The sequence below is a fragment of the Halobiforma nitratireducens JCM 10879 genome, from assembly GCF_000337895.1.
GTDB classification, from domain to species: domain Archaea; phylum Halobacteriota; class Halobacteria; order Halobacteriales; family Natrialbaceae; genus Natronobacterium; species Natronobacterium nitratireducens.
This window is the reverse complement of record NZ_AOMA01000070.1, coordinates 14,792-39,044: the sequence shown is the minus strand read 5'-3', so window position 1 is coordinate 39,044 and position 24,253 is coordinate 14,792. Positions and strand designations below refer to the sequence as shown.

Here is a 24,253-nt window from a genome sequence, read left to right as displayed (position 1 = left end):
CGCGTCGGACGGAGGACGTATCCGTCACGCACGGTTCGCGTTCAATTCTGTACGTGATCCAGGACGCCGTCCGTCTCCGCTGGAACCGGTTCCGGATCGCTTCCCGCGGCCGCGGCGGCGTCGGGATCTTTGAGCAGGTGGCCCGTCGTCAGGCAGGCGACGCGCTCGTCGTCGTCGACGATTCCCTCGGCGCGCAGCTTCCGGAGGCCGGCGACGGAGGCCGCGGAGGCGGGTTCGACGCCGACGCCCTCACTGGCGAGATCACGCTGGGCCTCGGTGATCGCCGCGTCGGAGACGGCGACGGCAGTGCCGCCGGTTTCCCGGATTCCCGGCAGGGCCTTCGGCGCGTTGACCGGGTTCCCGATCCGGATCGCGGTCGCGCGGGTCTCGACGTCGTCCCACCGTCGAACCTCGTCTGCGCCGTTTTCGACTGCTTCGACCATCGGCGCGGCTCCCTCGGCCTGGACGCCAGTCAGTTTCGGCACCTCGCTCTCGGCGAGTGCGCCCGCCTGGACGAGTTCCCGGAACGCCTTGTACAGCGCCGCGGTGTTGCCCGCGTTCCCGACGGGGAGGACGATCCGGTCGGGGAACGCATCGTAGTCCTCGCGGAACGCCTCGAGGATCTCGAGTCCGATCGTCTTCTGGCCTTCGAGCCGGAAGGGGTTCAGGGAGTTCAGCAGGTAGGCCTCGCCCTGCTGGGCGAGGTCCTGGACGATATCGAGACAGGCGTCGAAGTTGCCGTCGACCTCCAGGATGCGAGCCCCGTGGAGACTCGCCTGGGCGACCTTCCCGGCGGCTACTTTTCCCGCTGGCAGCAGGACCAGCGTCTCCATCCCGCCGCGGGAGCCGTAGGCCGCCAGCGCCGCGCTCGTGTTCCCCGTCGACGCACAGGCGAGTCGGTCGACGCCCAGTTCCGTCGCGACGGCGACGCCGACGGTCATCCCGCGATCCTTGAACGATCCCGTCGGGTTCATTCCCTCGTGTTTGATCCGCACTGCCTGGACGCCGATCGACTCCTCGAGCCGGGGCACCTCGTATAACGGCGTCGCGCCCTCCTGGGCCGTCACGCCCTCGGAAAGCGGCAGGGCGTCGGCGTAGCGCCAGACGCCCCTCCCCTCGAAGTCATCGAAGGTCGGGTGGTCCGCGTAGCGCACTTCGAGGAGTCCGTCGCAGTCGTCACAGGTGTAGCGAACGTCCTCGAAGGGAGCAAACGTCGCGCCGCAGTCGATACACTCGAGCCAGACCCCGTCGTCCGCGTCCGCCGGGACGGCCGGCTGTTCGGCCGAGAGACTGAGACTCATTGTCGTCCGGGAGGGTGGCAAAGATAAAAAACGCGTGGATTGCGGCCGCTTCTGACTCCGACCGATAGCGGTTCGTCCGTCACCATCCTACTCGAACCCCACCGTCAACGTGGTTGTGCCGGAGGCGACCGCTATAGTAGCCACTGCAAGTCAGTGCACATCTGATCGCCAGACGGATCGGCGATCAGTGTGCAAATCCCTGCAGTCGGTACTACAGACCCGTCCGGCCGTCGGTGCACAGCCGACCGTGTTCGTGCTACCAATGGTAGCCGATCACGTCAGGTGAAAGGCCAGCAGCGCGGCTGGACCGAGAAGCAGGATGAGCACGCCGAGTAGCTCCCTGAACGACATACTCGTCGTTCGCCGACAGCGACAAATAACCGCTGTCGATAGTTCAACGAAAAGATATCCGTGAAGGCCGCTTCAACAGGCTGTTGACTGCCGCAACGAAGCGTTTCCCCTTCGTCCGTAGCTGCTCGAGCCCGGACAGCCGGTCACGTTTGTTGTCGTCGGCCGGCTACATCACCCTCTCCCTTCGTTCCCACAGTTTGATAACTAGTGCAACGAATACGATGGAGCCATCGGCAGGTCGTCGTATGGGGACGGAACCGGAGATCGACGCGACCGACGAGGCGGAATCGTACCCACCGAACCGCAGCGTCATCACCTACGCGAACTGGCCGCAAGCGGCGGCGATCGGAGGTCTCGCGGGTCTCGCGCGTCCGGCACTTGCTGCACTCGGGGTCGGCTCACCGGCCGGTGTCCTTATCGCGTTGCCCGAATTCCACCTGTGGTGGCTGATCCACGTGGCCTACAGCATCGTGTTCGGGGCCGTGTTCGGAGTCATCGTCTATCACGAACGGCTACGGTCGGCAGCGAAGGCGATACCGACGGGGGCCGTGCTCGGACTCGGCTATGGAGCCGTATTGTGGCTCGTCAACGTCGTGATCGGCTGGAACGTGTTGCTCGCCGGGTACGCGTTCACGACGGCCCAGCAAGTCGACGTTTTCGCAGTCGAACCGATCGTCGACCACCTCCTGTTCGGTCTGTTGCTCGGGCTCGGCTACGCCCTCGTCGTCGGACGGCTGCTCGACTGAGTGGCGTCGAACTCGGGGTCGGGGTTCTTCGCTCCGCATCGGAGCCCTTCGTAGAAGCTCTCACCGCTACGGGGTTTGCCGGTCACTGCCGGCGTACCCGTGACCCGCTTTGCTAGCAGTAGCAGTCTCCTAGCCTTCGGTCCGACATTCGAACGCTCACTCGAGGAGCCAACTCAGAAGCGCCTTCTGTGCGTGTAGTCGGTTCTCGGCTTGGTCGAAGACGATCGAGCGATCGCTCTCGATGACCTCGTCGGTGATCTCCTCGCCGCGGTGGGCCGGCAGACAGTGCATCACCGACGCGTCGGGTGCCTGAGAGAGCAGGTCCGAGCAGACTTGGAACCCCTCGAAGGCGTTCATCCGGACGTCGCGTTCGTCCTCCTGTCCCATGCTGATCCAGACGTCGGTGTAGATGACGTCAGCGCCGGACGCGGCCGCGACGGGATCGTCCGTCAGCGTCGGATCGCCACCCAGTTGGCGGGCGCGCTCGACGACGTCGTCGTCGAGTCCGTACCCGTCCGGCGTCGCGACCGTCAGATCGATGTCCGTCAGCGCGCAGCCGACGGTAAACGACTGGGCGACGTTGTTACCGTCGCCGATCCAGGCCGCCTCGACGTCCTCGAATCCGCCCTCGAGTTCGCGGATCGTCTGTAAGTCCGCGAGCGTCTGGCAGGGGTGTGCGTCGTCGGTCAGCCCGTTGACGACCGGCACGTCGGCGTAGTCGGCGAACACCTCGATGTTCTCGTGTTTGAACACGCGAGCCATCACGGCGTCGACGTACCGCGAGAGCGTCCGCGAGGTGTCTTTCAGCGGCTCCCCACGACCCAGCTGAATGTCGTCTTCGCCGAGGAAAACGGCGTGACCGCCGAGTTGTGTCAGTCCGGTCTCGAAGGAGACCCGCGTCCGAGTGCTTGGCTTCTGGAAGATCATGCCCAGCGTCTGACCTTCGAGGTCCTCGTGGTCCTGGCCGTCGGCCTGGGCGCGTTTGTACTCGTCTGCGCGATCGAGGATCGCACGCAGTTCGTCGGTCGATACGTCGTCGATCTCGAGGAAGTGTCTGACTGTGCTCATTCGTCCGCACCTCCGGCGTCCGAACACGTCGCTGCGACGCGCTCGAGGACGGCCACCGACCGGTCGAACTCGGCCAGCGAGAGCCGCTCGTCGGGCGCGTGATCCAGTTCCGAGTTGCCGGGCCCGTAGGTCGCCATCGGACAGTCCCACGCGCCGGCGTAGATGTTCATGTCGCTGGTGCCGGTCTTGCGAAGCAGCCGGGGATCGCCGCCTTCGGCCCTGATCGCCGCGCGGAACGCACGGGCAATCTCGGTCCGAGGGCTCTCCATCACCGGCGGGATCGGTTCGGCCCACGAGACGGTGCCGATCTCGAGTTCCGATTCGGCGATCTCGCGGACCGTCTCGACGTCCATCGACGGCGGCACCCGTAGCTGAGCCTCGAGGGTCGCTTCCACCGAGAGCCCGTCGTCACTGATCCCACCCTCGACGGCGACCGGTTTGGCGGTCACCTGCTCGAAGACGGGTAGTTCGGCGGCTTCGTCGCCTCCGTCTCGCCGGTCCGCCGGGCCGATGCCGTACTCGTCGGTCTCGAACGCCGCCTCGACGCTCGTCCACCACTCCGTCGCGTGCTGGATCGCGTTGGGTTCCGGGCGCGAGGTGTGGCCCGACTCGCTCGTCGCCACGTAGGTCCCCGCCAGGAACCCACGATAGCCGAGGGTGATGCCGTCGGTGCCGCTTGGCTCACCGTTGACGACCGCCTCGGGTGTTTCTCGCTCGGCGACGAGATGGCGGGCCCCGCGGGAGTTCGTCTCCTCGCCGACGACGCCGACGAACGAGACACCCGTCCGGACGGCGGCGACCGCCATCGCCGCCAGCGGGCCGGTGGCGTCGACGCTGCCCCGGCCCCAGAGGACGTCTTCGCCCTCGTTGTCGGCCACGCCGGCCTCGAGGTCTGCCTCGTCCGCAGGCTCGACTTCGACCGGAATCTCGCCGGGAACGGTGTCGACGTGGGAGGTCAAAAGCACCGAATCGTCCGCAGGTGCGCGGACGTTTCCGACCTCGTCGGTCCAGGCCTCGCGGCCGTGGGCCGCGAAGAACTCGACGAGGCGTTCTGCCGCCGCCCCCTCCTCACCGGACGGCGAGGGAGTCGAGACGAGATCGATCAGCAGGGTCCGTGCGTCCTCGAGCGTGACTGTGGGGTCGTCCATCGATGCGTTCATGACTGGGCCTCCGCTTCCGGAGCGACGACCGCCGTCAGCGCGTCGACGATCCGGTCTGTGTCCGTCTCGTCGATCACGAGCGGGGGCAACAGACGGAGGACCGTCCGGCCCGCCGGCAGCGCGAGCACCTGGTGGTTCATCGCCAGGTCGCGAGCGACGCGGTTGGCCCCACGTTTCAACTCGAGCCCGACGAGCAGTCCCTCGCCGCGGACGTCCCGAACGTCGTCGCCGATGGCTGTCTCGAGTTCGGCCCGGAGGGAGTCGCCCATCTCGGCGGCGTGGGCGGGCCACTCCTCCTCGACGAGCGTGGAGATCGTCGCGTGGACCGCCGCGGAGACGACGGGACCGCCGCTGAACGTCGAGTTGTGGGAGGCCGCGCCGTCGGCGATCCAGCCTCGAACCGCGATGCCGCCGACTGGGAGACCGTTGCCCAGCCCCTTCGCCGTCGTGAGTACGTCGGGCGTGACGCCGACGTTCTGACAGGCCCACATCGAGCCCGTCCGTCCCATCCCGGTCTGTACTTCGTCGAGGACGAGCGCCGCGCCTGCCTCTTCGGTCAACTCGCGGGCGTGCTCGAGGTAGCCCGCCGGCGGGACGTTGATTCCGCCCTCTCCCTGGATCGGTTCGAGGATGACGGCCGCGGTCTCGTCGTCGACGGCCGCGGCGAGTTCCGCGTCGTCGCCGTACGGGACGAACTCGATGTCACCGGCCAGCGGCTCGTACGGGTCCTTGTACGCGTCCTTCCAGGTCGCCGCGAGCGACCCCATCGTCCGCCCGTGGAACGAGCGGGTCGCAGCGACGATCTTCGAGTCGCCGGTTGCCGACCGCGCGAACTTCAGGGCGGCCTCGTTGGCCTCGGTACCGGAGTTGCAGAACCAGGCCGAGTCGAGGCCGTCGGGGGTCGACGCGACGAGCGAGGCGTAGGCGTCCTCGCGGGCCTCGACGGGGAACGAGGAGTCGACGAACGTCAGATCGCCGACCTGCTCCTGAACCGCCTCGACGACCGCGGGGTGGCTGTGTCCCAGCGGTGTGCAGGCGTAGCTCGCCCCGGCGTCCAGATACTCGGTCCCGTCGGGCGTGTAGAGGGACGATCCCTCGCCCCGTTCGAAGGCGATCGGCTTGCTGCCGGAGACGAAGTCGTGGTCGCTCACTGTCCCACCTCCTCGCCGTCGGCGACTGCGCCGGGCTCGAGGGTCGTCCCCTCTCCTGCGAGGGCCTGCGAGATCGGTGCGTCGGCGTTGGCCGTCGCGACCGTTACGCTCGAAGCGCCGCCCTGGAGCGCCTCCTCGGCGGCCATGACCTTCTTCGTCATGAACCCTTCCGCGGCTGATTCGACCGCCTCGAACGCCGCGGGTGTCGCGGCCACGTCGATCTTCGTCGACTCGTCTGCGGGGTCCTCGTAAATCCCCGACACGTCGGTGAGGACGACGAGCTCGGCCTCGAGTGCGCCCGCGATGGCCGCCGCGGCACGGTCGGCGTCGGCGTTGACTGCGGTGTAGCCACCCTCTTTCTCCGCGCCGAGAACCGGAACGGAGACGACGGGCGTGTACCCACTCGAGAGGAGCGTCTCGAGCAGATCGGCGTTGACCGAGTCGATCGTCCCCGAGTGGTCGCCGCGTTTGATCTTCTTCTTGCCGTCTTCCTTCACGCGGACGGCGGACTTGCGTTTCCCCTCGAGCAACTTCCCGTCGGTACCCGAGAGGCCCACGGCGTTGACGCCCTCGTTCTGCAGGCTCTCGACGAGGTCGGTGTTGAGTTTCCCCGGCATCACCATCTTGAAGACGTCCATCGTCTCCGCGTCGGTGAACCGTCCCACTACTCCTCCGGGCGTCTCGACGTACGTGGGCTTCGTGCCGAGATCCTCGAGGGTCTCGTCGACGGCGGTCGAACCGCCGTGGGTGAGGACCACGTCTTCCCCCTCGCCGACCAGCGAGGCGACATCCGCGAGTGCACCTGCGGGATCGACGGCGCGTGCGCCGCCGACTTTCACGACGACCGTCATCTCAGGGTGCCCCCACGGGGTGAAGCCCCGTACACTCGAGTCCGGCCGTCTCCTCGAAGCCGAGCGCGACGTTGGCGGCGTGGACCGCCTGCCCGGCCGATCCCTTCATCATGTTGTCGATCGCCGAGAAGACGACGACGCGCTCGTTCGAGGGATCGAGTTCGAACCCGACCTCGGCGTAGTTCGTCCCGGCGACCGCCTTCGGCTCGGGGTAGCGATACACGCCGGAGCCGCCGGCAGCCATACGGACGAACGGTTCGTCCTCGTAGCAGCCACGATACGCGTTCCAGAGATCGCCCTTCGAGACTGGGTCCGACGGGAAGACGTGGCTCGTCGCGCTCGCACCGCGGACCATGTCCACGGCGTGGCAGGTAAAGGCGACCGAGGTCCCGAGGAACTGCTCGATCTCGGCCTCGTGGCGGTGGCCCGTCGGCGCATACGGACGGACGACGCCCGATCGCTCGGGATGGCTCGAGGCCTCGCCGCCGCCCGCACCGCCCTCGCTCGAGCCGACTTTCACGTCGACGACGACTTGCTCGTCCCCGTCGAGTACGTCGTGCTCGAACAGCGGATACAGTCCCAGAATGGTCGCGGTGGCGTTACAGCCACCGCCGGCGATCAGCTCCGCGCCCTCGAGGTTCTCGCGGTTGATCTCGGGCAAGGCGTACTCGGCCTGTTCTAAGTACGCCGGCGCGTCGTGGCCGTCGTACCACTCGTCGTACTGCGCTTCGCTCTCGAGGCGGAAGTCCGCCGAGAGGTCCACGACGGTGTCGGCGACCTCGAAGAACTCGTCGATCTGTCCCATGGAGACGCCGTGTGGCGTCGCCGCGAACAGGACGTCGACGGACTCGAGGTCGTCGGGTTCCGTAAACCGCAGGTCCGCGCCGCGCAGCGGCGGGTGGACCGAGCCGACGCTCTTGCCGGCCTTCGAGCGACTCGTCACCTCGCTGATCTCGACGTTTGGGTGGCCCGCCAGCAGGCGAAGCAGTTCACCGCCCGTGAAACCGGAGCCGCCGATCACCGTCGCGGTGACGGTCTCGCCGGCGTCGTCAGCCGACAGATCGGCTTCCGTGCCGGCGGCCATCAGACGGTCACCTCGAGTTGATCGTCGTCGGCTCCTGCTTTCTTTTCGAGCCAGTCGACGACGGCGCTGGCGACGTCGGTCTCGACGGCCTCGTCCAGTGCTTTGAACTCGACGGTGTGGTTGACCTCGTGGACCGTATACCGCTGGCCAGACTCCGTCTGGCTGCCCTCCGAGTGTGACTCGGAGACGTCTTCGGTCTCCATCAGATCGACGCCGAGCAGCCCGCCGCCGACGGCGTCGCTCGCCTTCCGGACTAACTCCTGTGCCTCGTCGTCGAGTTCGAAGACATCGGTTTCGGCACCTTTTGCGGCGTTCGTGATCCAGTGGTCCGACGAGCGGACCATCGCCGCGACGGGTTCGCCGTCGGTCGCGAGCACGCGGATGTCACGCCCGGGCTTTTCGACGTACTCCTGGACGTAGAACACCTTGTGCTCGTAGTGGCCAAGCGTCGCCTTGTGCTCTAAGATCGCCTCGGCCGCGTCGGGTGAGTCGATCTTCGCCATCAGCCGACCCCACGAGCCGACGACGGGTTTGAGGACACAGGGGTAGCCGAAGTCCTCGATCGCGTCCATCGCCGTCTCCTTCGTGAACGCGACGCTCGTCTCGGGGGTGGGCACGCCAGCCCCCTCGAGCGCGAGACTGTTCTTTACTTTGTCAGCACACGTGTCCGCTGTCTCGTGGCTGTTGACCACGGGTACTCCGTAAGACTCGAAAAACGTCGTGGCGTACAGGCTGCGGCTCGTGGCGAGACAGCGGTCCACGACGAGATCGAGGTCGGCGAACGCTTCGGGAACCGCCCCGACGTCGAACTCCTGTTTGCGGACGTCGATCTTGATGACCTCGTGGTCGCGCTCGCGCAACTCGCTCAACAGGAGCTTCTCGTCCTTGCGGATCCGTGAGTAGAGAATTCCTATCTGCAATGTCACTCACCCCAGTCCTCTTCGAGCTCGGGGGCCCGCTCGAGGACTGGCGGCTCGGTGTCGACGACTTCCAGCTCGGCACCGCAGGTCGTACAGTCGATGATCTCTCCCGCTTCCAGATCGTCGTGCAGGGACACTTCGGCCCCACACTCGACGCATTCTGTCATTGTACTCTCACCTGGGCGACGATACCCCTTAAACCCTTCGAACCTATAATAAAAATTATATTTCTATACCCGTCTCTAACGACCCCAGAAACACTATCTTACGCACTTTTTATCTATGTATATCATGTGGTTGGTAGTTGTCCCCTCACGGGGACGGCCGCTCCGGCGGGAACCGACGTTCCCGGCCCTGCGGCGTTCGAGACGGCCGCGTTCGCGGCCGTCGGCGTGGCACTCGGTTCTCGAACGGTCGGTCAGACATACTCGTTTACCTCGGTACGGAGCGTTTCGTAGGCCTCTTCGAGCGCGGCTTTGGTCTCCTCGAGAGCAGCCTCCTCGGCCGCCAGCGCGTCACGGGCCGACTCGAGTTGGTCCGCTACCGCGTCCGGTGCTGGCCCGCCCGTGGAGTCGCGGCTCGCGACGCTCTCGACGGGATCGAGCGCGTCTTCGACTGCTGCGGGATCGACGTACGACTCGAGGGGTTCCTCGAGGACATCGTCGGCGGCAGCTTCGATAGCCTCGTAGGTTCCACCGCTCTCCGCGGCGTGAGCGACCATCTCGTGGGCCGTCCTGAACGGCAGTCCGTTCGCGGCCAGCAGGTCGGCGACGCCAGTCGCCGTCGAGAACCCCTCGCCCGCTTCCGCCGCGAGCGCCTCGTCGTTCCACTCCGCGGTGGCGACCGCTCCCGCCGCGACCTCGCTGGCTTCCGTCACCGCGTCGGCTGTCTCCCAGGCGTGGCTCGTCGCACGCTGGAGGTCGCGGTTGTACGCGCGCGGCAGTCCCTTCAGCGTCGTCGTCAGTCCCTGGACCGCGCCCGCGGCGTCGCCCGCAACTGCGCGGACGAGTTCGAGCGTGTCGGGGTTCTTTTTCTGGGGCATGATCGACGACGTCGAGGCGTAGTCGTCCGAGAGGTCGACGAAGCCGCGGTTCGCGAAGACGATGACGTCCTCGGCCAGCCCCGACAGCGTCGTCGCGTGGGTCGACAGCGCCTGGACGGTCTCGAGCAGGAAATCGCGACTCGAGGCGGCGTCCATCGAGTTTTCGATCACGTCCTCGAAGCCGAGCAACTCGGCCGTACGCTCGCGGTCGATGTCGAAGGTCGTCCCCGCGAACGCGGCCCCGCCCAGCGGCGACCGGTTGATCCGGTCGTAGGCCTCGAGGAGGCGTTCGGTGTCGCGGCGAACGGCTCCCTCGTAGGACAGCGCCCAGTGGGCGACCGTCGTCGGCTGTGCGGGCTGGAGGTGCGTGTAGCCGGGCATCACGGTCTCCTGGTGGGTCTCGGCGACGTCCACCAGCGATTCGCGCACGGCGAGGGTCGTCTCGATCGCTTCGAGGACGTCCTCGCGCAGACGGTAGCGGATGCAGGTCGCGACCTCGTCGTTGCGTGATCGCGCGGTGTGCATCTTCCCGCCGTCCTCGCCGATGCGATCGATGACGGCCGTCTCGATGGCCTCGTGAACGTCCTCACCGTCGGGGAGATTCTCGTGACCGCTGACCTCGATCGTATCGAGTGCGGTCAGGATATCACCGGCGACATCGTCGGCGACGATCCCTCGTTCGGCGAGCATCACGACGTGTGCGCGGTCGACCTCGAGGTCGGCCTCGAAGATTCGCCGGTCGGCCTCGAGCGAGGAGAGGAAGCTCCGGGCGGGGCCGCCGCTGAACCGGTCTCGCCGAACGACGCTCTCGTCGTTCTGATCGTCGTCGAGTCCGCCACCGTCGTGAGCGCTCTCCCCGGACATCGTTAGTTTCCGGTCTCTCCGTCGTCGACGTTCCCGCCGTCGGTCGCGAGTTCGACCGGTTCGCTCTCGTCTTCGTCCTCGTCCTCGAGGACGCCGTTTGCCAGACGACGCTGGAACCCGTGGTACTTCGCGACGCCCGTCGCGTCCTCCTGGGCGATCTTGCCGACCGTCTCGGTGTCGAAGGAGGCGTGTTCCGCCGAGTAGGCCGCGTACTCGCTGTCGCGGGCGACGGGACGGGCCTTGCCACCCTCGAAGCGGATCGTCACCGTCCCGGTGACGCGCTTCTGGGTCTCGGCGATGAAGCCCTCGAGCGCGTCGACCAGCGGTGCGTCGACCAGTCCTTCGTAGCCTTTCTTGGCCCACTGCTGGTCGATCTGCTGTTTGAACTCGCGTTCCTCCTGGGTGAGCACGAGCCCCTCGAGGGTCTCGTGGGCGTTCAGCAGCGTCGTCGCCGCCGGATGCTCGTAGTTCTCGCGAACTTTCAGGCCGAGCATACGATCCTCCATCACGTCGGTGCGACCGACGCCGTAGGAACCCGCGAGTTCGTTCAGATACTCGATCAGCTCGACGGGCTCGTACTGCTGGCCGTCGATGGCCACGGGATAACCGTTCTCGAAGGTGATCTCGATCTCCTCGCTCTCGCCGGTCGGCTCGTCGGTCCAGTCGTAGATTTCCGTCGACGGAACGTAGTTCGGGTCCTCGAGGTCGTCGCCCTCGACCGAGCGACTCCAGAGGTTCGTGTCGATCGACCAGTCGCCGCCGCTGCCGCCCTCGACGGGCAGGCCCTTCTCCGCGGCGTACTCCTGTTCCCACTCGCGGGTGAGGCCGAGTTCGCGCACGGGCGCGATCACTTCGAGGTCCGAGTCGCGCCAGACGGCTTCGAAACGCAACTGATCGTTGCCCTTGCCAGTACAGCCGTGGGCGACGCCGTCACAGTCCTGTTCCGTCGCGACCTCGAGGATCGCTTCGGCGATCACGGGACGGGCGAGCGCCGTCCCCAGAGGGTAGCCCTGGTAGGTCGCGTTCGCGCGGACCCCCTCGAGACAGAGGTCTGCGAACTCCGCTTTCGCGTCGACCACGTAGTGGTCCAGATCGAGCGCTTCGGCGGTCTCTTCGGCTTCGTCGAACTCCGATTCTGGCTGGCCGACGTCTACTGTGACGCCGATCACTTCGTCGTATCCGTATTCCTCCTCGAGCAGCGGGACGCAGACGGTCGTGTCCAGGCCGCCCGAGAACGCGAGTGCCACGCGTGTCATGTCGTACTCGAATCCAACGGAAGGATGGTATTAAATTCGTCGGTTTATTTTGCGAAATTTAGTGGTAGAGTGTACTCTAACCGTAAAATTGAGTTTTCAGGGGAGCGGGAAACCGGGGGACGTGGGGGATAGGTATAGTACGGGCTCAAAGGCCCGGTCGCGGTCGTCGCCGTCGTCGAGCGACGGACCCGTCGGTATCGAAACGGATGAGCGCGGAACCGACGGGTCGGCTCATTGGTAGACGGGTATCGCCCGACCCTATTAAAATCTGTCTGCCTCGCAAATGTTACCCGGTCGCGGCCTCCCGTCGCGTTACGCGTCGTCGGTGTTCTCGCTGCGCTCGTCGCCCCCGTCTTCGTCGGGCAGGGCCAGCACGTTCTCGCGGCCGATCCGGAACACCTCGATCTCGCCGTCTTCTCGCAGTCCGCCGACGACCTGGCTCGTCTTCGCCTCCGTCCAGTCCAGTTCCGAGACGACGTCTTGCTGCTTGATCCGACCTCCGCGTTGCTCGAGCAAGCGCAGCACCCGCTCTTCGTTGCTCAGTAGTTCCGGCGGTGGTCCGTCCGGATTACTGCCGTTTGCCCCGGTGGCGTCCGGACCCGTACCCGTACCCGTACCCGTTCCCGCGGCCGTGGCCCCGTTACCCTCTGCTCCCGCCGTATCTGCGTCCTCGTTCGGGGCCAGAATCTCCTGGTGGCGTACCCACCAGCCCGCGGCCCCGACGGTCGCCAGAAGCACCAGTGCGACGATGACGATCAACCACGGACTCGTCGGACCGGGGTCGGGTTCTTCCTCCTGGGCCCCGGCGTCGCCGTTCTCGAGGATTTCGACGTACGGTTCGTCGTCGGCGAACTCCGTGGCATCGCCGTCCCAGAAGACTGACCCGTCCGGCGGATCGTCCGGCATCGGTTCGACGGCTCCGATGACGTACCCCTCCGGCGGGAACAGCCGCAGCGTGGTGTCGTCCGAGAGGGTAAAACCGACCAGCGCATCGCCGGCATCGATGCGGTTCAGCTCCACGTACGCGAAGGAGTGCCATTCGAAGGTAAACTCGACGTGGCCGATCTCCCGCGGTGCGGAACTCGTATCGGTCCTCACCGACGCGTTCCTGATCTCCATGTCGCGTTCGGTGACGTTCTGTCCCGCTTCGAGGATTTCGTTCCAGTCGGCGGCCTCGCTCTCGGCGTACGCGTCAGGATGGGCCTCTACGTCGTCCTGAAGTGCGCTCCAGTTCGACTCGGAGTTGTTCTCGAACCGGTAGTCGACGACGAACGTCGCCGAACCGTTCTCGTGGACGAAGACGTCGATGTGGACCTCGTCGGGAGCGTCGAGTTCGTCGCTCTCCGTGGGCGCTTCCTGTAGCGTCGCATCCGCTATCGCGGGTTCGGTCCCGGCAGATTCGCCGGCCTCGGCGTGGGCACCACCCACGACCTCGCCGGCACTGTCGACCGCGGCCGCCGCGAACGGGACGAACGCCACCGAGCACCCGACCACCACCAGCACACAGAGTAGGGCCCACAGCCCCCTCGCGTCCATTATCTCACAATGCTGGTGCCGAGTAAATAGGTCTTTCCGACTCACCTCCCGTCTCGAGACCGATCTTGTTCGGTTCGGAGTCCTTTTCATCCTCGCTCACCTATATGCGGTATGATCGGTACCCGCGGCAAACTCGCGGTCGACACGCTGCTTACGATCGTCCTCGCGTTGGTTGCCGTGTTACTCGTCTTGCAGATCGTCGGCATCGTCGTCGGCTGGGTCGTCCGGATCGTGATGCCGATCCTACTGCTCGTCATCGCAGCCGTGATCGTTCTCTGGCTGTTCGATCGAATCTGAGACGCCACAGGACGGGCGCGATCACCGACCCGACCGCCGACCGAGAGCGTCAGACTGATACTCGCCACTCCCGTCCGTCCGGACAGTAGTGTACAGCGTCAACGTTCCCGTTCCGGGTCGCGTCCGGACCCTCGCAAACGAACTCTACCCCGAACTCGTCGGGTTCGACGACGTCCGCGAGACTCACTCTTGTCTACTCAAACGCCTCGGCGACGCCGACCACGTCGCCCAGCTCCAGCACCGCGCCCACCGTGCACTCGAGGGCACGCCCGCGGTCGAAGCCCAGGTCACGGGAATCGACTACTTCGCGGACCCGCCGCTTGGAGCCGCGCCCGTCGTCTACCTGGCCGTCGAGAGCCTGTCTCTTATACACATCTCTNCGCTCAGAGATGTGTATAAGAGACAGCTCCTGGACGGTGTCGGAACTCGAGTTCTGGGACGGTCTCGAGAAGCTATCGGTGAGCCGGGTCACTCTGTCTGCCTGAGTCGGTTGCCGTACGGCCCATCCCGATGTCGAAGGCCGTACTGTTCTCGTCTCTCGTTCTCCCGTCCGGAATCACACGACCGCCACTCGAGTCGGGAATCGGCCGGAAACTATTATGCGATGGTGTCGGTACCGCAACGCATGTACCGACGCTCGTTCATGGCGGTCGCGACCGTGGCTCCGCTGGCCGGTTGCACCGGCCTCCTCGGCGGCGGCGTCGACACGACACTCGAGAACGGGGATTTCGTGGACTTCGATGCCGACGAAGGGGCTGATCTGACGGTGTCCGTTACGGTTCAGGAGATCGAACAACCGGACGAAGACGTCGACGCCGAACGGGATTCGATCGGGTTCCAGATCCAACACAACCGGGAGGGCGTGCTCGGCACGTGGTCGATCGAGGACGAGGAGACGTTCGAGGTAACCGTCGAACACGGTGGCGAACACCGGGCGATGGTTACGGGCGGCGTCGCGGACGTGAGCATCGAGTGACTGCCGTCGCGACCGACTACGGGGCCGGCGGTTCGCCGTCGTAGGCGTCGTGACCGCCGAAGAAATTCAGCATCGCGAACTTCAATTTCTCGGGTTCGATATCGATCAACTCCTCGCGCTCCTCGTAGGGAAACGTGCTGTTGACACTGTACCGGCCGATATCCGACTTCGCTCGCTTCGAGTACCGCTGGTCGAGTAGCGCGCGGACACCCACATCCTCGGGCGAGCGGATCACGCGGCCGAGGGCCTGCCGGGTCTTCCTGACCGTCGGAATCTCGACCGCGTATCGCCAGCCGGTTTCGGTCCCGTCGAAGGCGGCGTCGTAGGCTTCCTGGACCGCCTCGGCTCGGTCGTCGAGGTGAGGGTACGGGACGCCGACCACGAGGACGGTGCGGGCGTCCTCGCCGTCGAAACTGACACCTTCGGCGAGGGTCCCCCACAGAGAGGTACACAACACCGCTCCGTCGTCCGCGACGAACTCCCGCCGAATATCCTCGACAGCGACGCCCGGTTCGTCGGTGTAGACGGTCCCCTCACCGCCGAGGCGGCCCTCGAGACGGTCGGCGTACCGTCCCGCCTCGCTGTAGTTGGGGAAGAACGCGAGCGTGTTTCCGGATGTCATCCGGGCGGCGTCGTAGATCGCGTCGGTGACTGCCTCCTGGACTGCGGGGTCGTCGCGATCCGAGGAGAAAAGCGGCGGTGTCTCGACGGCGTACGTGCGGCGGTTCTCTTCGGGGAACTGCAGCCCGTAGGCCATCGTCACCGGGCTCTCGAGGCCGAGCACGTCTTCTGTGACGTCGAACGGCTGTAGCGTCGCGCTCATCAGGACGGTGGCGTAGACCTCCTCGAACAGCCGGCCGGTGACCTGGCGAGGGAGACAGGAGTAGATTTCCGCGCGGCCGTAGACCTCGTCGGTCCCCGCATCGCGCGTGACGGACACAACCGGGTACAGACCGTCGTTGCCTCCCTCGTTCATCCACGCACTCACGAAGCCGGCAGCCTGGAGAGTCTGACACTCCGTCCGGGTCGCGGTCTCGCCCTCGCGGTAGGCCTCCTCGTACTCCTCGTCGAGTTCTTGGCCGAGCGTCATCGCGGCCTCGAGGTCGTCCTCGATCCCCCGCCCGGAGTATCGTTGCAGGAACTCGAGGGTGAGGTCGTCACGGCGGTCCTCGTTGGCGATGGGGACGTCCGCCCAGTTCTCGCCGATCGCCTCCCGTTCACCGAAGCCAAAGGAGTCCTCGTAGGTCTCGACGAGCGCCCGGTGAAACGCCGAGAGGACGTTTCCCGCGTCCTGGGCCCGGGGATCGTCGCTCTCCTCGAGTTCGTCCAGTGCGGACTCGAACGTCCGCTCCGAACAGGTCCGGGTCGCGTGTTCGCGGGCGGCGTCCTCGACGTTGTGGGCCTCGTCGAAGACGGCGATGACATCCTCGGGGTCACGGCCGAGCCACCGGAAGAACTGCTCCCGGATCGTCGAATCGAGCAGGTGGTGGTAGTTACAGACGACCAGATCGACGCCCTCGATCCCCTCTTTCAGGAGTTCGTAGCCGCAGAGTTCCTGGCTCTCGGCGTACTCGTAGATCTCTTCGGGCCGGCGGACGTCCTCGAACAGCCACGCGAAGAAGTCGTCCGTATTTTCGGTCAGGTTGTTCCGGTAGTAGTCACAGACGTTCTGCTCTTCTAAGTCCTCGAGTCGGTCCTCGATCGACTCGAGTTCGTCCATCACCGCCGAGCGGGCGTCGGCCGCGGAGCCGTCGCCGTCCTGGCTCTCCGCGAGGAGTTCCCGCTGGCGGCGCTCGAGCTGGTCCCTCTCTTCCTCGGCGTCGACGATCGCCCGGGTGTTGTCCCGCAGAGTCTGACACTCCTCGTAGCCGACGTCGATGTGACACATCGACCCCTTTCCTTTGAAGACGATCGCGCGGACGTCCTCCTCGCTGGTTATCGCCCGGGCCTCGGCGACGAACTGGCGCATCTGCTGGTGGACGTCCGTCGTGATGACGACGGTCTTGTCGTTCTCGCGGGCGACCTCGAGGGCTGGGACGAGCGAGGACAGCGTCTTGCCGGTCCCGCAGGCCCCTTCGAAGAGGACGTCCTGGCCGCGGGTCAGCGCGTTGTGGATTCGGTCCATCGCCTCACGCTGGTTCTCGTAGGGCTGCTCGTACGGGAAAAAGCGCATGTACCCGGCTGTCTCGGACACGACGAATGATAGGTCGCGCTTCGGGTAAAAGCGTTCGTCTCGACGGGTCGCCAACTCAACGACCCCACCTCCTTCGCTCACCCTGACGGGTTCGCTCGTCGAGGGTAGCGTGGGACCGTCGGTCCCACGAACCATGCGACCGGGTTCCCCCGTTCGCAGATGGGGGTCGTCCGTGGACTCGGCCCCGACTCGTCAGAGTACGTGGTGTCTCCCCGATTCGGCGTCGCTGTCCCGGACTTCAGGGCGTATTGACTGACCCCTCCCACCCGAGGACCGGTGTTTCCGTCGGAGAGACACGCCTGCCACGTTCTTGGCAGCGTTAAAAGCTGGCCGGCTATCGCACGGTACAGACCCATGTGTATCGACCCCGTCCCCCCCGTCATGGCCATTCCGGGCTACGACTCCGGCAGCGTCGCGGAACGGACACACGAGTCCGTCGGAGCGCGCGTCGCCATCGTCGCGGGCGTCGTCCCCGACGGGTTCCGCCTCGAGCGCAGCGGCCGCGATCCGCCCGTCGACGCTCTGGGGGACCCAGTCGATGTCGTCGGTCTCGAGGCGTCGAAAGCCGTCGAAGCGGTCCGACTCACGCTCGTCTACGATCCGTCGCGGCTCCCGCCCGGAGCTAGCCCCACCGACGTTACGGTGGCCGTCCAGACCGGGAACGGGTGGGACCCCCTCGAGTCGACGGTCGACCTCGACGAGACGACGGTGACGGCCGTGCTGAACGACTCGCCGTCGGGCGAGACGATCGTCGCGGGGTACGACGATCGGGATCAGGGTCGGAATCGTGATCAGGGTCGGGACGCGGCCGGACCGACGGAGTAGGCGACTGTGCGTCGCGTAGGGCCGTCCGAAACGGAACAGACGTGTCCGTCCAGTCCCAACTGGCACCCATGACCACGATCGCTATCTTCTCCGACACGCACAGCACCACGGGTCACGAACTCGAGGGCGAGGCCCTAACCGCAGCCCGCGAAGCCGATACTGTCGTCCATGCGGGCGATTTCACGAGCGTGGCTGCACTCGAGGCGTTCCAAGACGAGTGTGGGACGCTCTTTCCGGTCCACGGCAACGCCGACAGCGCCGCGGTCCGTGACCGACTGCCGACGGCCCGGGTGGTCGAGGCAGCCGGCGTTCGGCTCGCCGTCACTCACCGTCGTGATGGCGGCGAAACGGGGCTGGCGATGTTCGGACGATCGCGGGCCGCCGACGTCGTCGTCTCGGGTCACACCCACCGACCGACGCTCGTCGAAACCGAGGATTGTCTGCTGCTCAACCCGGGGAGCCACGCCGACCCGCGCGGGAACCGACCCGGGTTTGCCGTCCTCGAAGAACCCGACGACACGGCCGACGACGCCGGCGGCGAACGGCCGGCAGTGCTCGAGGGGGAGATCAGACAGCCGAACGGCCAACCCGTGGAGTCGTTCACGCTCGAGCGAGACCCGGCCGGTGACCGGGAACAACCGTAAGAACGGGTCTACAGAGAGACAGCGAGAGTGACTCGTGGTCGTACGGAAGACGGTGTCTTCCGTGATGACGAGACGCGAAGCGTCTCGAACCACGTGACCCCGAGGTACTTCACACGAGTCGGAAAACTGTACGAATCGGCTGCACGATCACGGATTCGTCCCGGCTGGCCGGAAATACAGCTCGCAGACAGGAGTCGATACGGGCCGTCCGAGGTCCGGACCGAGAACACGCGGATATCGACGCCAGCGCAGCCGTCGGCACGATACTCGCGACCGATCGGCACCGGCGAACTTGGGGAGGGCCGTCGATGTCAGCGGAACCGTAACGGAGGGCAAGCGGGACCGTGAGGAGAGGGCGGTCCCGCATCGGGGCGGTCAGGGCGGGGTACGGTCAGGTTGGGATTGCGACTGTGGTTGCGTTCGCGTTCGTGTTCGCGTTCGCGCTCTCACTCGAGGTCGGGATCGGGGGGAGGGGCCGATTCGAGGGAGAGCCGTCGCCCGCACCAGCAGGGAACGGCCGACGATGATCGGTCGGACGGGGTCGGTGATCGTTCTCGACCCGCGAGGGGTCGAGTTGGGATGGCGGCCCCGCGTCCCGGCCTCGGACGGGACCGGGACGCGGGACGCAATACTGGCTACGGGGGAACGGATATTATAGGCGGCGCAAAGTAAAAAACGGATTTTACCTAGTGACGGTTCCGGGAGTACCACGTGACTCGTCTATCGGAACGCCGGACTCGAGCCGCCGGACCCCTCCGAGGTGCCGACGAGTCGCGTCGAAACGATTTTGCACGGGGGCGCTGTACCCGTCGGGTATGCTCGAATTCATCCCCGACGATCCCGTCATCATCGCGATCGTCCTGATTCTGCTGTCCCTGATCTTCTTTTCGTACCTGCTGTTACGGCGGACCGTCCTCGAGTTCCGAGACGGGATGCGCGGCCGTTAGATCGCCGCCTCGATCCGCTCGAGGGCCGTTTCGATCTCCTCGTGGGAGACGTTTCGGTGGGTACAGAATCGGACCGTCGTCGGCCCGAACTGCGTCGCCAACACGTCAGCCTCGGCGAGTCGCTCGAGTACCGTCTCGGTTTCGAGCCCGGTCTCCGAGATGTCCGCGAGCACGATGTTCGTCTCCGGCGGCTGGACATCGAAGCCGTCGATCCCGTCCAGTCCCTCGGCGAGCAGGGCCGCGTGCTCGTGGTCCCGCTCGAGGTCGTCGACGTTCTCGAGGGCCTCGAGTCCGGGCGCGGCGATGATGCCGGCCTGACGCATTCCGCCGCCGAAGAGTTTCCGGACGCGACGGGCGTTCTCGATGAACTCCTCGCTGCCGGCGAGCATCGACCCGATCGGCGCGCCCAGCCCCTTCGAGAGACAGAACATCACGGAGTCGACCGGTGCCGTGATCTCGCTGACGGGGACGTCAAGCGCCGTCGCGGCGTTACACAACCGTGCACCGTCGAGATGGACCGGGACGTCCCGTTCGTGGGCGGCCTCGGCCGCCCCAGCGATCTTCTCGGGTGCGATGGCGAGCCCACCGCGAGCGTTGTGCGTGTTCTCGAGCCAGACGAGGCCGGTGCCCGGCCGGTGGAGGTCCTCCTCGACGATGCCGTGTGCGACCTGGTCGGGTGAGAGGACCCCGCGCTCGGCGTCGACCATCCGTACCTGCAGCCCCGAGTGGTCCGCCGCCCCGCCGAGCTCGTACTTCACGACGTGGCTTTTCCGGTCTGCCAGCAATTCTTCGCCGCGCTCGGTGTGGACTCGCGCCGCGATCTGATTGCCCATCGTCCCGGTCGGGACGTACAGGGCGGCGTCGGTTCCGACGAGGTCGGCTGCTTTGCGCTCGAGTTCGTTGACTGTCGGGTCCTCGCCGTAGACGTCGTCACCGACGTCGGCGGTGTATGCGGCGTCGCGCATGCGATCGTCCGGTTTCGTCACAGTGTCCGAACGGAGATCGATCATTGCTGGATTCTCGAGGTGCCGTCGTGGTAACGTTGTCGGACCCAGCCGACTTCTGTATCGGCCACACAGACGCCGTGGACCGAGTGACGTGAGAAGTAGTTACTACGCGCTCGATGAGACGACTGTGGGTGACTATTCGGAAGGTTTACTATTCATTCGTCCGACACGCCGGCCGTGAGCGCTGCCCGCCCTCCCTCCGATTCGGCCGACGATCACCGTCCTGATCGAAGCCCGTTCTTGCGCCACTTCGAGCGCGCTGTGGGCCGGTTTGGCGATCTCCTGTCGTTTCTCGCCGTGCCGCTTTTCGCGACGTTGCTCGAGATCGACGCCGTACGCCGAGCGGTGGCCGGCACAGGCCGTGGCTTCTCCATCGAGTTCAAGTTCCAGTTTCCGTCGCCGTTGCTCGATCTGTGGTCGTTTACCGACCCGCCGGAGCCCGCGACGGGACCACCCTCGCCCGGTCTGGATGGTGACGGTGGCGGAATCGGTGACTCGCCGGGCTCGCCGCCCGCCGGCTCCGCGTCTGGACCCGGTGGCGATACCGTCACCGTCGACCTCCCGTACCGGGCCGAATCGATCCCGCTCGAGGCGATCGGTCCCGACCTGCTCGGCTGGCTGCTGGCGTTGCTGGTCGGATACACCGTCTTCTACTCGGTCGTCTACGCGATCTATCTCGGTGGAATGGACCGTCGGCTCCGGAACGAACCCGTCGCGGTCGCCGACTGTGTGCGCTCGTACACCGGGCGGTTCCTGGTGTACTTCGCAGTCGTTTTCGGCGTCTTTCTGCTCGCCGTGCCGATACTGATCGCGCAACCGATGCTGGTACTTCTCGCCCTGCCCGTCGCGTTGGTGGCGATGTATCTGTTCTACGGCGTCCCGTTCCTGTTCGTCACCGCGGACGCGTCGGTCCGCCAGGCGTTTCGGCGCTCGTACCGGCTCGGTGTCGCCGGTGGTGCGTACCTGCGGTTTGGCCTCTGGCACTTCGCGACCGTCCTGCTCGTCTCGCCCGTGATCTCGGTTGCAGTGACCGGCGGCGGTGCCGCCGGCTTCCTCCTCGGCTCGGTCGTCGCTCTGCCGCTCTCGCTCGTCCTGACCGCTACGACCGTCTCCTTCTTCGACGAACTCGTCGACCGAGACCCGAACGCGTTCGACGAGTCCTCGGGGACGGGTGATCGGATCGACCGATGACCGGACCGACCGACTCCTCGAAGGCCGACGCCCCGGGGAACCCCGCTGCCCGCCACGCCGTCTCGGCGCTGCGACTCGCCGCTCTTGCCCTCGTCGTCGTCGGGTTCGTCGGCTGGGCGGTCGAAGACGCCGCGTTCGCCCTCGAGTCGCCGTACACGATCGCGTTCGGTGCGGGCGTCGCCTGTGCGATCGTCTCGATTTACCTCGGAATTTTCCTGGCCGACGGTGGGGAGTGATCGAACGGTCGCTTTCGCCCTCGAGTAATTTCGATTCGAAAACCGTATGCCGTCGCCACCGGAACTCGATGACATGGACCCCCGAATTCGCGAGCACGCAGAGATCATCGCCAACCACTCCGTCGATCTGCAGGAAGGCGACAACGTCGTCATCGACGCTCACCCCGTCGCCGAGGACCTGGTCGTCGCTCTCCACGAAGTCATCGGCGAGAAGGGAGCCAACCCGTTGACGACGACCAAGCGGGCCGGGAAACGACAGCGGCGTGCGTTCCTCCGGCATTCCGAGGGCGAGTTCGAAACCCCCGAGCACGAACTCGCGTTAATCGAGAACACGGACGTCTACATCGCCGTCCGGGCAAGCGACAACGCCACCCAGACCAGCGACGTCGAACCCGAGACCAGCGCGGCCTACCGACAGGCTCGCCAGCCGATCCTCGAGGAACGACTCGGCATCCGCTGGTGTCTCACCCAGTACCCCGCGCCGGCAAACGCCCAGCTGGCCGAGATGAGCACCGAGGGCTACGAGAACTTCGTCTGGGACGCCGTCAACAAGGACTGGGAGGAACAGCGCGAGCACCAGGCCAACATGGTCGAGATCATGGACCCGGCCGACGAAATCCGTATCGTCAGCGGCGACACGACCGACGTGACGATGTCGATCGACGGCAACCCGACGCTGAACGACCACGGCAAGCACAACCTGCCGGGCGGCGAGGTCTTCACCGCTCCCTTGCCCGACAGCGTCGAGGGTGAAGTGCTGTTCGACATGCCGCTGTACCACCAGGGTCGGGAGATCACCGACGTCTACCTCGAGTTCGAGGGTGGCGAGGTCGTCGACTACTCGGCGGCGAAAAACGAGGAGACCCTGACCGAGGTCCTGAACACCGACGAAGGTGCACGGCGACTCGGCGAACTCGGTATCGGGATGAACCGCGCTATCGACCAGTTCACGTACAACATGCTGTTCGACGAGAAGATGGGCGACACGGTCCACATGGCGGTCGGCCGCGCCTACGACGACACCGTCAGCGAGGACAACGAACAGAACGATTCGGCGGCCCACGTCGACATGATCGTCGACATGAGCGAGGAGTCGTTCATCGAGGTCGATGGGGAAGTCGTCCAGCGAAATGGCACGTTCCGGTTCGAAGACGGCTTCGAAGAGAGCGAGAACTGAGCACCAACGACCCCTTCGTCAGCCGGAGAGCGTAGCGGCCTGTGAGGGGAGTACCGCGACGAACGGAGTGAGTCGACCACTCTCTCGGTTCGGGAGCCGTTCTGTGGCTTTATACTTCCGCGATAACTAGTGGCCATATGGCAGTTCTCGTAGCCTACGATGGCTCCATCCCCGCACAGAAAGCTGTTTCGCGCGCGTTCGAGGAGTATTCCGACGAGGAAATCGTCCTGCTCCGAGTCGTCGAGGCCGCGGGCGGCTCGACCGGTGCGGGAATCAGCCTCGCAAAAGAGGCGCTCAGAGACGAGCGCGAAAAAGCCTCGACGGACCTCGAGGAACACGTCGCGGAGCTCGATGCTGCCGATGGCGTCGAGTACCGCACCGAGATCGCCGTCGGGAACCCGGCCCGCGAGGTCGTCGAATTCGCCGAGAACGAGGACAACGAGATCGAACACATCCTCGTGGGTAGTCACGGCCGCAAGGGGATGTCCCGCGTGTTGCTCGGCAGCGTCGCCGAAACGATCGTGCGACGGGCACCGGTGCCGGTCACCGTCGTCCGTTGATATCGAGCGCGAGCGATCGGGCGGCCGTCGCTTCTCCGACCGCGACTGGGTGTTCGTCATTTCGCCGTCGACGACCCGCGACTCCCCGGTGACGAAACTCGAGTGACCGCCCGTCCGTTGTCCCTCGAGTCGCCGGTCACGACCGCTACGTCCTGGTTGTGGATCGGTGATATTGAGAGGCTAGTTACCAGTTACCAGTTACTAGTTTTGCGACCACAGCGGTCCCACATCGTCCGGGTCCCCGCGTCGCTCCCGTCAGCCGGCGTCGACGACCTCGACGTGACCCCACTGTCCTTCCGGTTGGTACTCACACCGGTAGGTCTCCATCTCGGTGGTCGCCTCGAACGCGAGCGTTTCGATGTCGTCCTCGACGTCGGTTCCGTCTGTACTGTAGTCGCGGACGACGTTTCGGTCGGCGTCCCAGAACGCGACGTTGTGGTGCATCCCGTCCCGGTTTCGCCACGTGAGTTCGTACTCGCGGCCGGCGACGAGCACCAGCGTCGGGTTCTCGACGCGGTCGACGTGGTCGGGCTCGACGCCGACCCAGCCACCGACGTAGCCGTCGAAGCGTATCCGATCGATGTCGCGCCAGCTGTCGGGGTCGGTCGGGCCCTCGGTCGCAGTCGCTTCGTCGACGACGGGTTCCGGCTCGCTTTCCTCGGCCGGCTCTCCTTCGTCATCGAAGCACCCGGCGACTGTCGATACCGCGATCGCGCCACCGAGCCCCCGCAGGAACGTCCGCCGTCGCGTTTCTTTCGCGCTCGAGCCCATCGGTGGGCGTAGGCGACGAAGCTTCATAAGTCGTCTTCAGCCCGTCGTGACTGTCACCGGTGGCGATACGAGAACGCGAGTCGACGACGAGTCACTCA

The 24,253-nt window shown here is 65.8% G+C and carries 24 protein-coding genes and 1 pseudogene; 11 read left to right on the top strand and 14 right to left on the bottom strand.

Translation table 11 applies throughout. The features are described from left to right. Positions 1-41 precede the first annotated feature (41 nt). The gene (thrC, locus tag C446_RS06675; protein ID WP_006672318.1) at positions 42-1,301 is read right to left on the bottom strand and encodes a threonine synthase; all 1,260 of its coding nucleotides are present in this window, start codon (positions 1,299-1,301) and stop codon (positions 42-44) included. Between the two features lie 596 nt (positions 1,302-1,897). On the opposite strand from thrC, the gene C446_RS06670 reads away from it, so the two are divergent. Further along, positions 1,898-2,398 carry a hypothetical protein gene (locus C446_RS06670; protein ID WP_006672317.1) on the top strand — a complete coding sequence of 167 codons (501 nt, stop codon included), beginning with the start codon at positions 1,898-1,900 and terminating at the stop codon, positions 2,396-2,398. A 156-nt stretch (positions 2,399-2,554) separates the two neighbouring features. Here C446_RS06670 and argF read toward each other — a convergent pair whose 3' ends face one another. The 10 genes from argF to C446_RS06620 all read right to left on the bottom strand — a co-directional run bounded on the left by argF (position 2,555) and on the right by C446_RS06620 (position 13,330). Next, positions 2,555-3,466 carry an ornithine carbamoyltransferase gene (gene argF / locus C446_RS06665; RefSeq protein ID WP_006672316.1) on the bottom strand — a complete coding sequence of 304 codons (912 nt, stop codon included), beginning with the start codon at positions 3,464-3,466 and terminating at the stop codon, positions 2,555-2,557. Continuing rightward, positions 3,463-4,626, bottom strand: coding sequence for a [LysW]-lysine hydrolase (locus tag C446_RS06660; protein ID WP_006672315.1), 1,164 nt, complete (start codon positions 4,624-4,626; stop codon positions 3,463-3,465). Before C446_RS06660 ends, argF begins: the two co-directional genes overlap by 4 nt. Then, positions 4,623-5,777 (bottom strand): aspartate aminotransferase family protein, encoded by a 1,155-nt coding sequence (locus tag C446_RS06655; protein ID WP_006672314.1) that lies wholly within the window; start codon positions 5,775-5,777, stop codon positions 4,623-4,625. The genes C446_RS06660 and C446_RS06655 overlap by 4 nt, the downstream gene beginning before the upstream one ends. Next, entirely contained in the window at positions 5,774-6,628 is an 855-nt protein-coding gene (locus tag C446_RS06650) for an acetylglutamate/acetylaminoadipate kinase (RefSeq protein WP_006672313.1), read from the bottom strand. The genes C446_RS06655 and C446_RS06650 overlap by 4 nt, the downstream gene beginning before the upstream one ends. A 1-nt stretch (position 6,629) precedes the next feature. Continuing rightward, positions 6,630-7,712 carry an N-acetyl-gamma-glutamyl-phosphate reductase gene (argC, locus tag C446_RS06645; protein WP_006672312.1) on the bottom strand — a complete coding sequence of 361 codons (1,083 nt, stop codon included), beginning with the start codon at positions 7,710-7,712 and terminating at the stop codon, positions 6,630-6,632. Further along, positions 7,712-8,638 carry a lysine biosynthesis protein LysX gene (lysX, locus tag C446_RS06640; RefSeq protein WP_049920076.1) on the bottom strand — a complete coding sequence of 309 codons (927 nt, stop codon included), beginning with the start codon at positions 8,636-8,638 and terminating at the stop codon, positions 7,712-7,714. The genes argC and lysX overlap by 1 nt, the downstream gene beginning before the upstream one ends. After that, entirely contained in the window at positions 8,635-8,799 is a 165-nt protein-coding gene (gene lysW, locus C446_RS06635) for a lysine biosynthesis protein LysW (protein WP_006672310.1), read from the bottom strand. Before lysW ends, lysX begins: the two co-directional genes overlap by 4 nt. A 251-nt stretch (positions 8,800-9,050) precedes the next feature. After that, entirely contained in the window at positions 9,051-10,538 is a 1,488-nt protein-coding gene (gene argH, locus C446_RS06630) for an argininosuccinate lyase (RefSeq protein ID WP_006672309.1), read from the bottom strand. A 2-nt stretch (positions 10,539-10,540) separates the two neighbouring features. Continuing rightward, positions 10,541-11,794: an argininosuccinate synthase gene (locus C446_RS06625; protein ID WP_006672308.1), complete on the bottom strand. Its 1,254-nt coding sequence runs from the start codon at positions 11,792-11,794 to the stop codon at positions 10,541-10,543. A 312-nt stretch (positions 11,795-12,106) separates the two neighbouring features. Further along, positions 12,107-13,330, bottom strand: a complete 1,224-nt coding sequence (locus C446_RS06620; protein ID WP_049920075.1) for a helix-turn-helix transcriptional regulator — start codon at positions 13,328-13,330, stop codon at positions 12,107-12,109. Positions 13,331-13,441: 111 nt separating this feature from the next. Here C446_RS06620 and C446_RS06615 point away from each other — a divergent pair, with 111 nt between their 5' ends. The 3 genes and pseudogenes from C446_RS06615 (at position 13,442) to C446_RS06605 (ending at position 14,603) form a co-directional block, all read left to right on the top strand. Next, positions 13,442-13,627, top strand: coding sequence for a DUF7554 family protein (locus C446_RS06615; RefSeq protein WP_006672306.1), 186 nt, complete (start codon positions 13,442-13,444; stop codon positions 13,625-13,627). 88 nt (positions 13,628-13,715) lie between these two features. Then, a pseudogene (locus C446_RS17875) lies at positions 13,716-14,112 on the top strand (2'-5' RNA ligase family protein). 140 nt (positions 14,113-14,252) lie between these two features. Then, positions 14,253-14,603 carry a hypothetical protein gene (locus C446_RS06605; protein ID WP_006672304.1) on the top strand — a complete coding sequence of 117 codons (351 nt, stop codon included), beginning with the start codon at positions 14,253-14,255 and terminating at the stop codon, positions 14,601-14,603. A gap of 16 nt (positions 14,604-14,619) precedes the next feature. Here C446_RS06605 and C446_RS06600 read toward each other — a convergent pair whose 3' ends face one another. After that, positions 14,620-16,797, bottom strand: a complete 2,178-nt coding sequence (locus C446_RS06600) for an ATP-dependent DNA helicase (protein WP_006672303.1) — start codon at positions 16,795-16,797, stop codon at positions 14,620-14,622. 381 nt (positions 16,798-17,178) lie between these two features. Between C446_RS06600 and C446_RS06595 the strand changes: the two genes are divergently transcribed. The 3 genes from C446_RS06595 to C446_RS20240 all read left to right on the top strand — a co-directional run bounded on the left by C446_RS06595 (position 17,179) and on the right by C446_RS20240 (position 19,213). Then, entirely contained in the window at positions 17,179-17,622 is a 444-nt protein-coding gene (locus C446_RS06595; RefSeq protein WP_006672302.1) for a hypothetical protein, read from the top strand. A 68-nt stretch (positions 17,623-17,690) separates the two neighbouring features. Continuing rightward, positions 17,691-18,266 carry a metallophosphoesterase gene (locus tag C446_RS06590; RefSeq protein ID WP_006672301.1) on the top strand — a complete coding sequence of 192 codons (576 nt, stop codon included), beginning with the start codon at positions 17,691-17,693 and terminating at the stop codon, positions 18,264-18,266. 815 nt (positions 18,267-19,081) lie between these two features. Further along, on the top strand, positions 19,082-19,213 hold the full coding sequence (locus C446_RS20240) for a DUF7859 family protein (RefSeq protein WP_006672299.1): 132 nt from the start codon (positions 19,082-19,084) through the stop codon (positions 19,211-19,213). Here C446_RS20240 and C446_RS06580 read toward each other — a convergent pair. Then, a complete protein-coding gene (locus tag C446_RS06580; RefSeq protein ID WP_006672298.1) occupies positions 19,210-20,223 on the bottom strand; it encodes a threonine aldolase family protein in 1,014 nt (337 codons plus the stop codon). The two genes, C446_RS20240 and C446_RS06580, sit on opposite strands and share 4 nt — an antisense overlap. Before the next feature lie 174 nt (positions 20,224-20,397). Here C446_RS06580 and C446_RS06575 point away from each other — a divergent pair, with 174 nt between their 5' ends. From C446_RS06575 to C446_RS06560, 4 genes are all read left to right on the top strand, one after another. Next, positions 20,398-21,411, top strand: a complete 1,014-nt coding sequence (locus tag C446_RS06575) for a hypothetical protein (protein WP_152419390.1) — start codon at positions 20,398-20,400, stop codon at positions 21,409-21,411. Then, positions 21,408-21,647, top strand: coding sequence for a hypothetical protein (locus C446_RS06570; protein ID WP_006672296.1), 240 nt, complete (start codon positions 21,408-21,410; stop codon positions 21,645-21,647). Before C446_RS06575 ends, C446_RS06570 begins: the two co-directional genes overlap by 4 nt. 73 nt (positions 21,648-21,720) lie before the next feature. Beyond that, positions 21,721-22,824 (top strand): aminopeptidase, encoded by a 1,104-nt coding sequence (locus C446_RS06565; RefSeq protein WP_006672295.1) that lies wholly within the window; start codon positions 21,721-21,723, stop codon positions 22,822-22,824. Between the two features lie 137 nt (positions 22,825-22,961). After that, positions 22,962-23,384 carry a universal stress protein gene (locus C446_RS06560; protein WP_006672294.1) on the top strand — a complete coding sequence of 141 codons (423 nt, stop codon included), beginning with the start codon at positions 22,962-22,964 and terminating at the stop codon, positions 23,382-23,384. Positions 23,385-23,639: 255 nt separating this feature from the next. Here C446_RS06560 and C446_RS06555 read toward each other — a convergent pair whose 3' ends face one another. After that, positions 23,640-24,155 (bottom strand): hypothetical protein, encoded by a 516-nt coding sequence (locus C446_RS06555; protein ID WP_006672293.1) that lies wholly within the window; start codon positions 24,153-24,155, stop codon positions 23,640-23,642. Positions 24,156-24,253 lie beyond the last annotated feature (98 nt).

Coding starts and splice junctions, on each gene's coding strand:
- thrC (WP_006672318.1), bottom strand. CDS start 1,301: ATGAGTCTCAGTCTCTCGGCCGAACAGCCGGCCGTCCCGGCGGACGCG.
- C446_RS06670 (WP_006672317.1), top strand. CDS start 1,898: ATGGGGACGGAACCGGAGATCGACGCGACCGACGAGGCGGAATCGTAC.
- argF (WP_006672316.1), bottom strand. CDS start 3,466: ATGAGCACAGTCAGACACTTCCTCGAGATCGACGACGTATCGACCGAC.
- C446_RS06660 (WP_006672315.1), bottom strand. CDS start 4,626: ATGAACGCATCGATGGACGACCCCACAGTCACGCTCGAGGACGCACGG.
- C446_RS06650 (WP_006672313.1), bottom strand. CDS start 6,628: ATGACGGTCGTCGTGAAAGTCGGCGGCGCACGCGCCGTCGATCCCGCA.
- argC (WP_006672312.1), bottom strand. CDS start 7,712: ATGGCCGCCGGCACGGAAGCCGATCTGTCGGCTGACGACGCCGGCGAG.
- lysW (WP_006672310.1), bottom strand. CDS start 8,799: ATGACAGAATGCGTCGAGTGTGGGGCCGAAGTGTCCCTGCACGACGAT.
- argH (WP_006672309.1), bottom strand. CDS start 10,538: ATGTCCGGGGAGAGCGCTCACGACGGTGGCGGACTCGACGACGATCAG.
- C446_RS06625 (WP_006672308.1), bottom strand. CDS start 11,794: ATGACACGCGTGGCACTCGCGTTCTCGGGCGGCCTGGACACGACCGTC.
- C446_RS06620 (WP_049920075.1), bottom strand. CDS start 13,330: ATGGACGCGAGGGGGCTGTGGGCCCTACTCTGTGTGCTGGTGGTGGTC.
- C446_RS06615 (WP_006672306.1), top strand. CDS start 13,442: ATGATCGGTACCCGCGGCAAACTCGCGGTCGACACGCTGCTTACGATC.
- C446_RS06605 (WP_006672304.1), top strand. CDS start 14,253: ATGTACCGACGCTCGTTCATGGCGGTCGCGACCGTGGCTCCGCTGGCC.
- C446_RS06595 (WP_006672302.1), top strand. CDS start 17,179: ATGGCCATTCCGGGCTACGACTCCGGCAGCGTCGCGGAACGGACACAC.
- C446_RS06590 (WP_006672301.1), top strand. CDS start 17,691: ATGACCACGATCGCTATCTTCTCCGACACGCACAGCACCACGGGTCAC.
- C446_RS20240 (WP_006672299.1), top strand. CDS start 19,082: ATGCTCGAATTCATCCCCGACGATCCCGTCATCATCGCGATCGTCCTG.
- C446_RS06580 (WP_006672298.1), bottom strand. CDS start 20,223: ATGATCGATCTCCGTTCGGACACTGTGACGAAACCGGACGATCGCATG.
- C446_RS06570 (WP_006672296.1), top strand. CDS start 21,408: ATGACCGGACCGACCGACTCCTCGAAGGCCGACGCCCCGGGGAACCCC.
- C446_RS06565 (WP_006672295.1), top strand. CDS start 21,721: ATGGACCCCCGAATTCGCGAGCACGCAGAGATCATCGCCAACCACTCC.
- C446_RS06560 (WP_006672294.1), top strand. CDS start 22,962: ATGGCAGTTCTCGTAGCCTACGATGGCTCCATCCCCGCACAGAAAGCT.
- C446_RS06555 (WP_006672293.1), bottom strand. CDS start 24,155: ATGGGCTCGAGCGCGAAAGAAACGCGACGGCGGACGTTCCTGCGGGGG.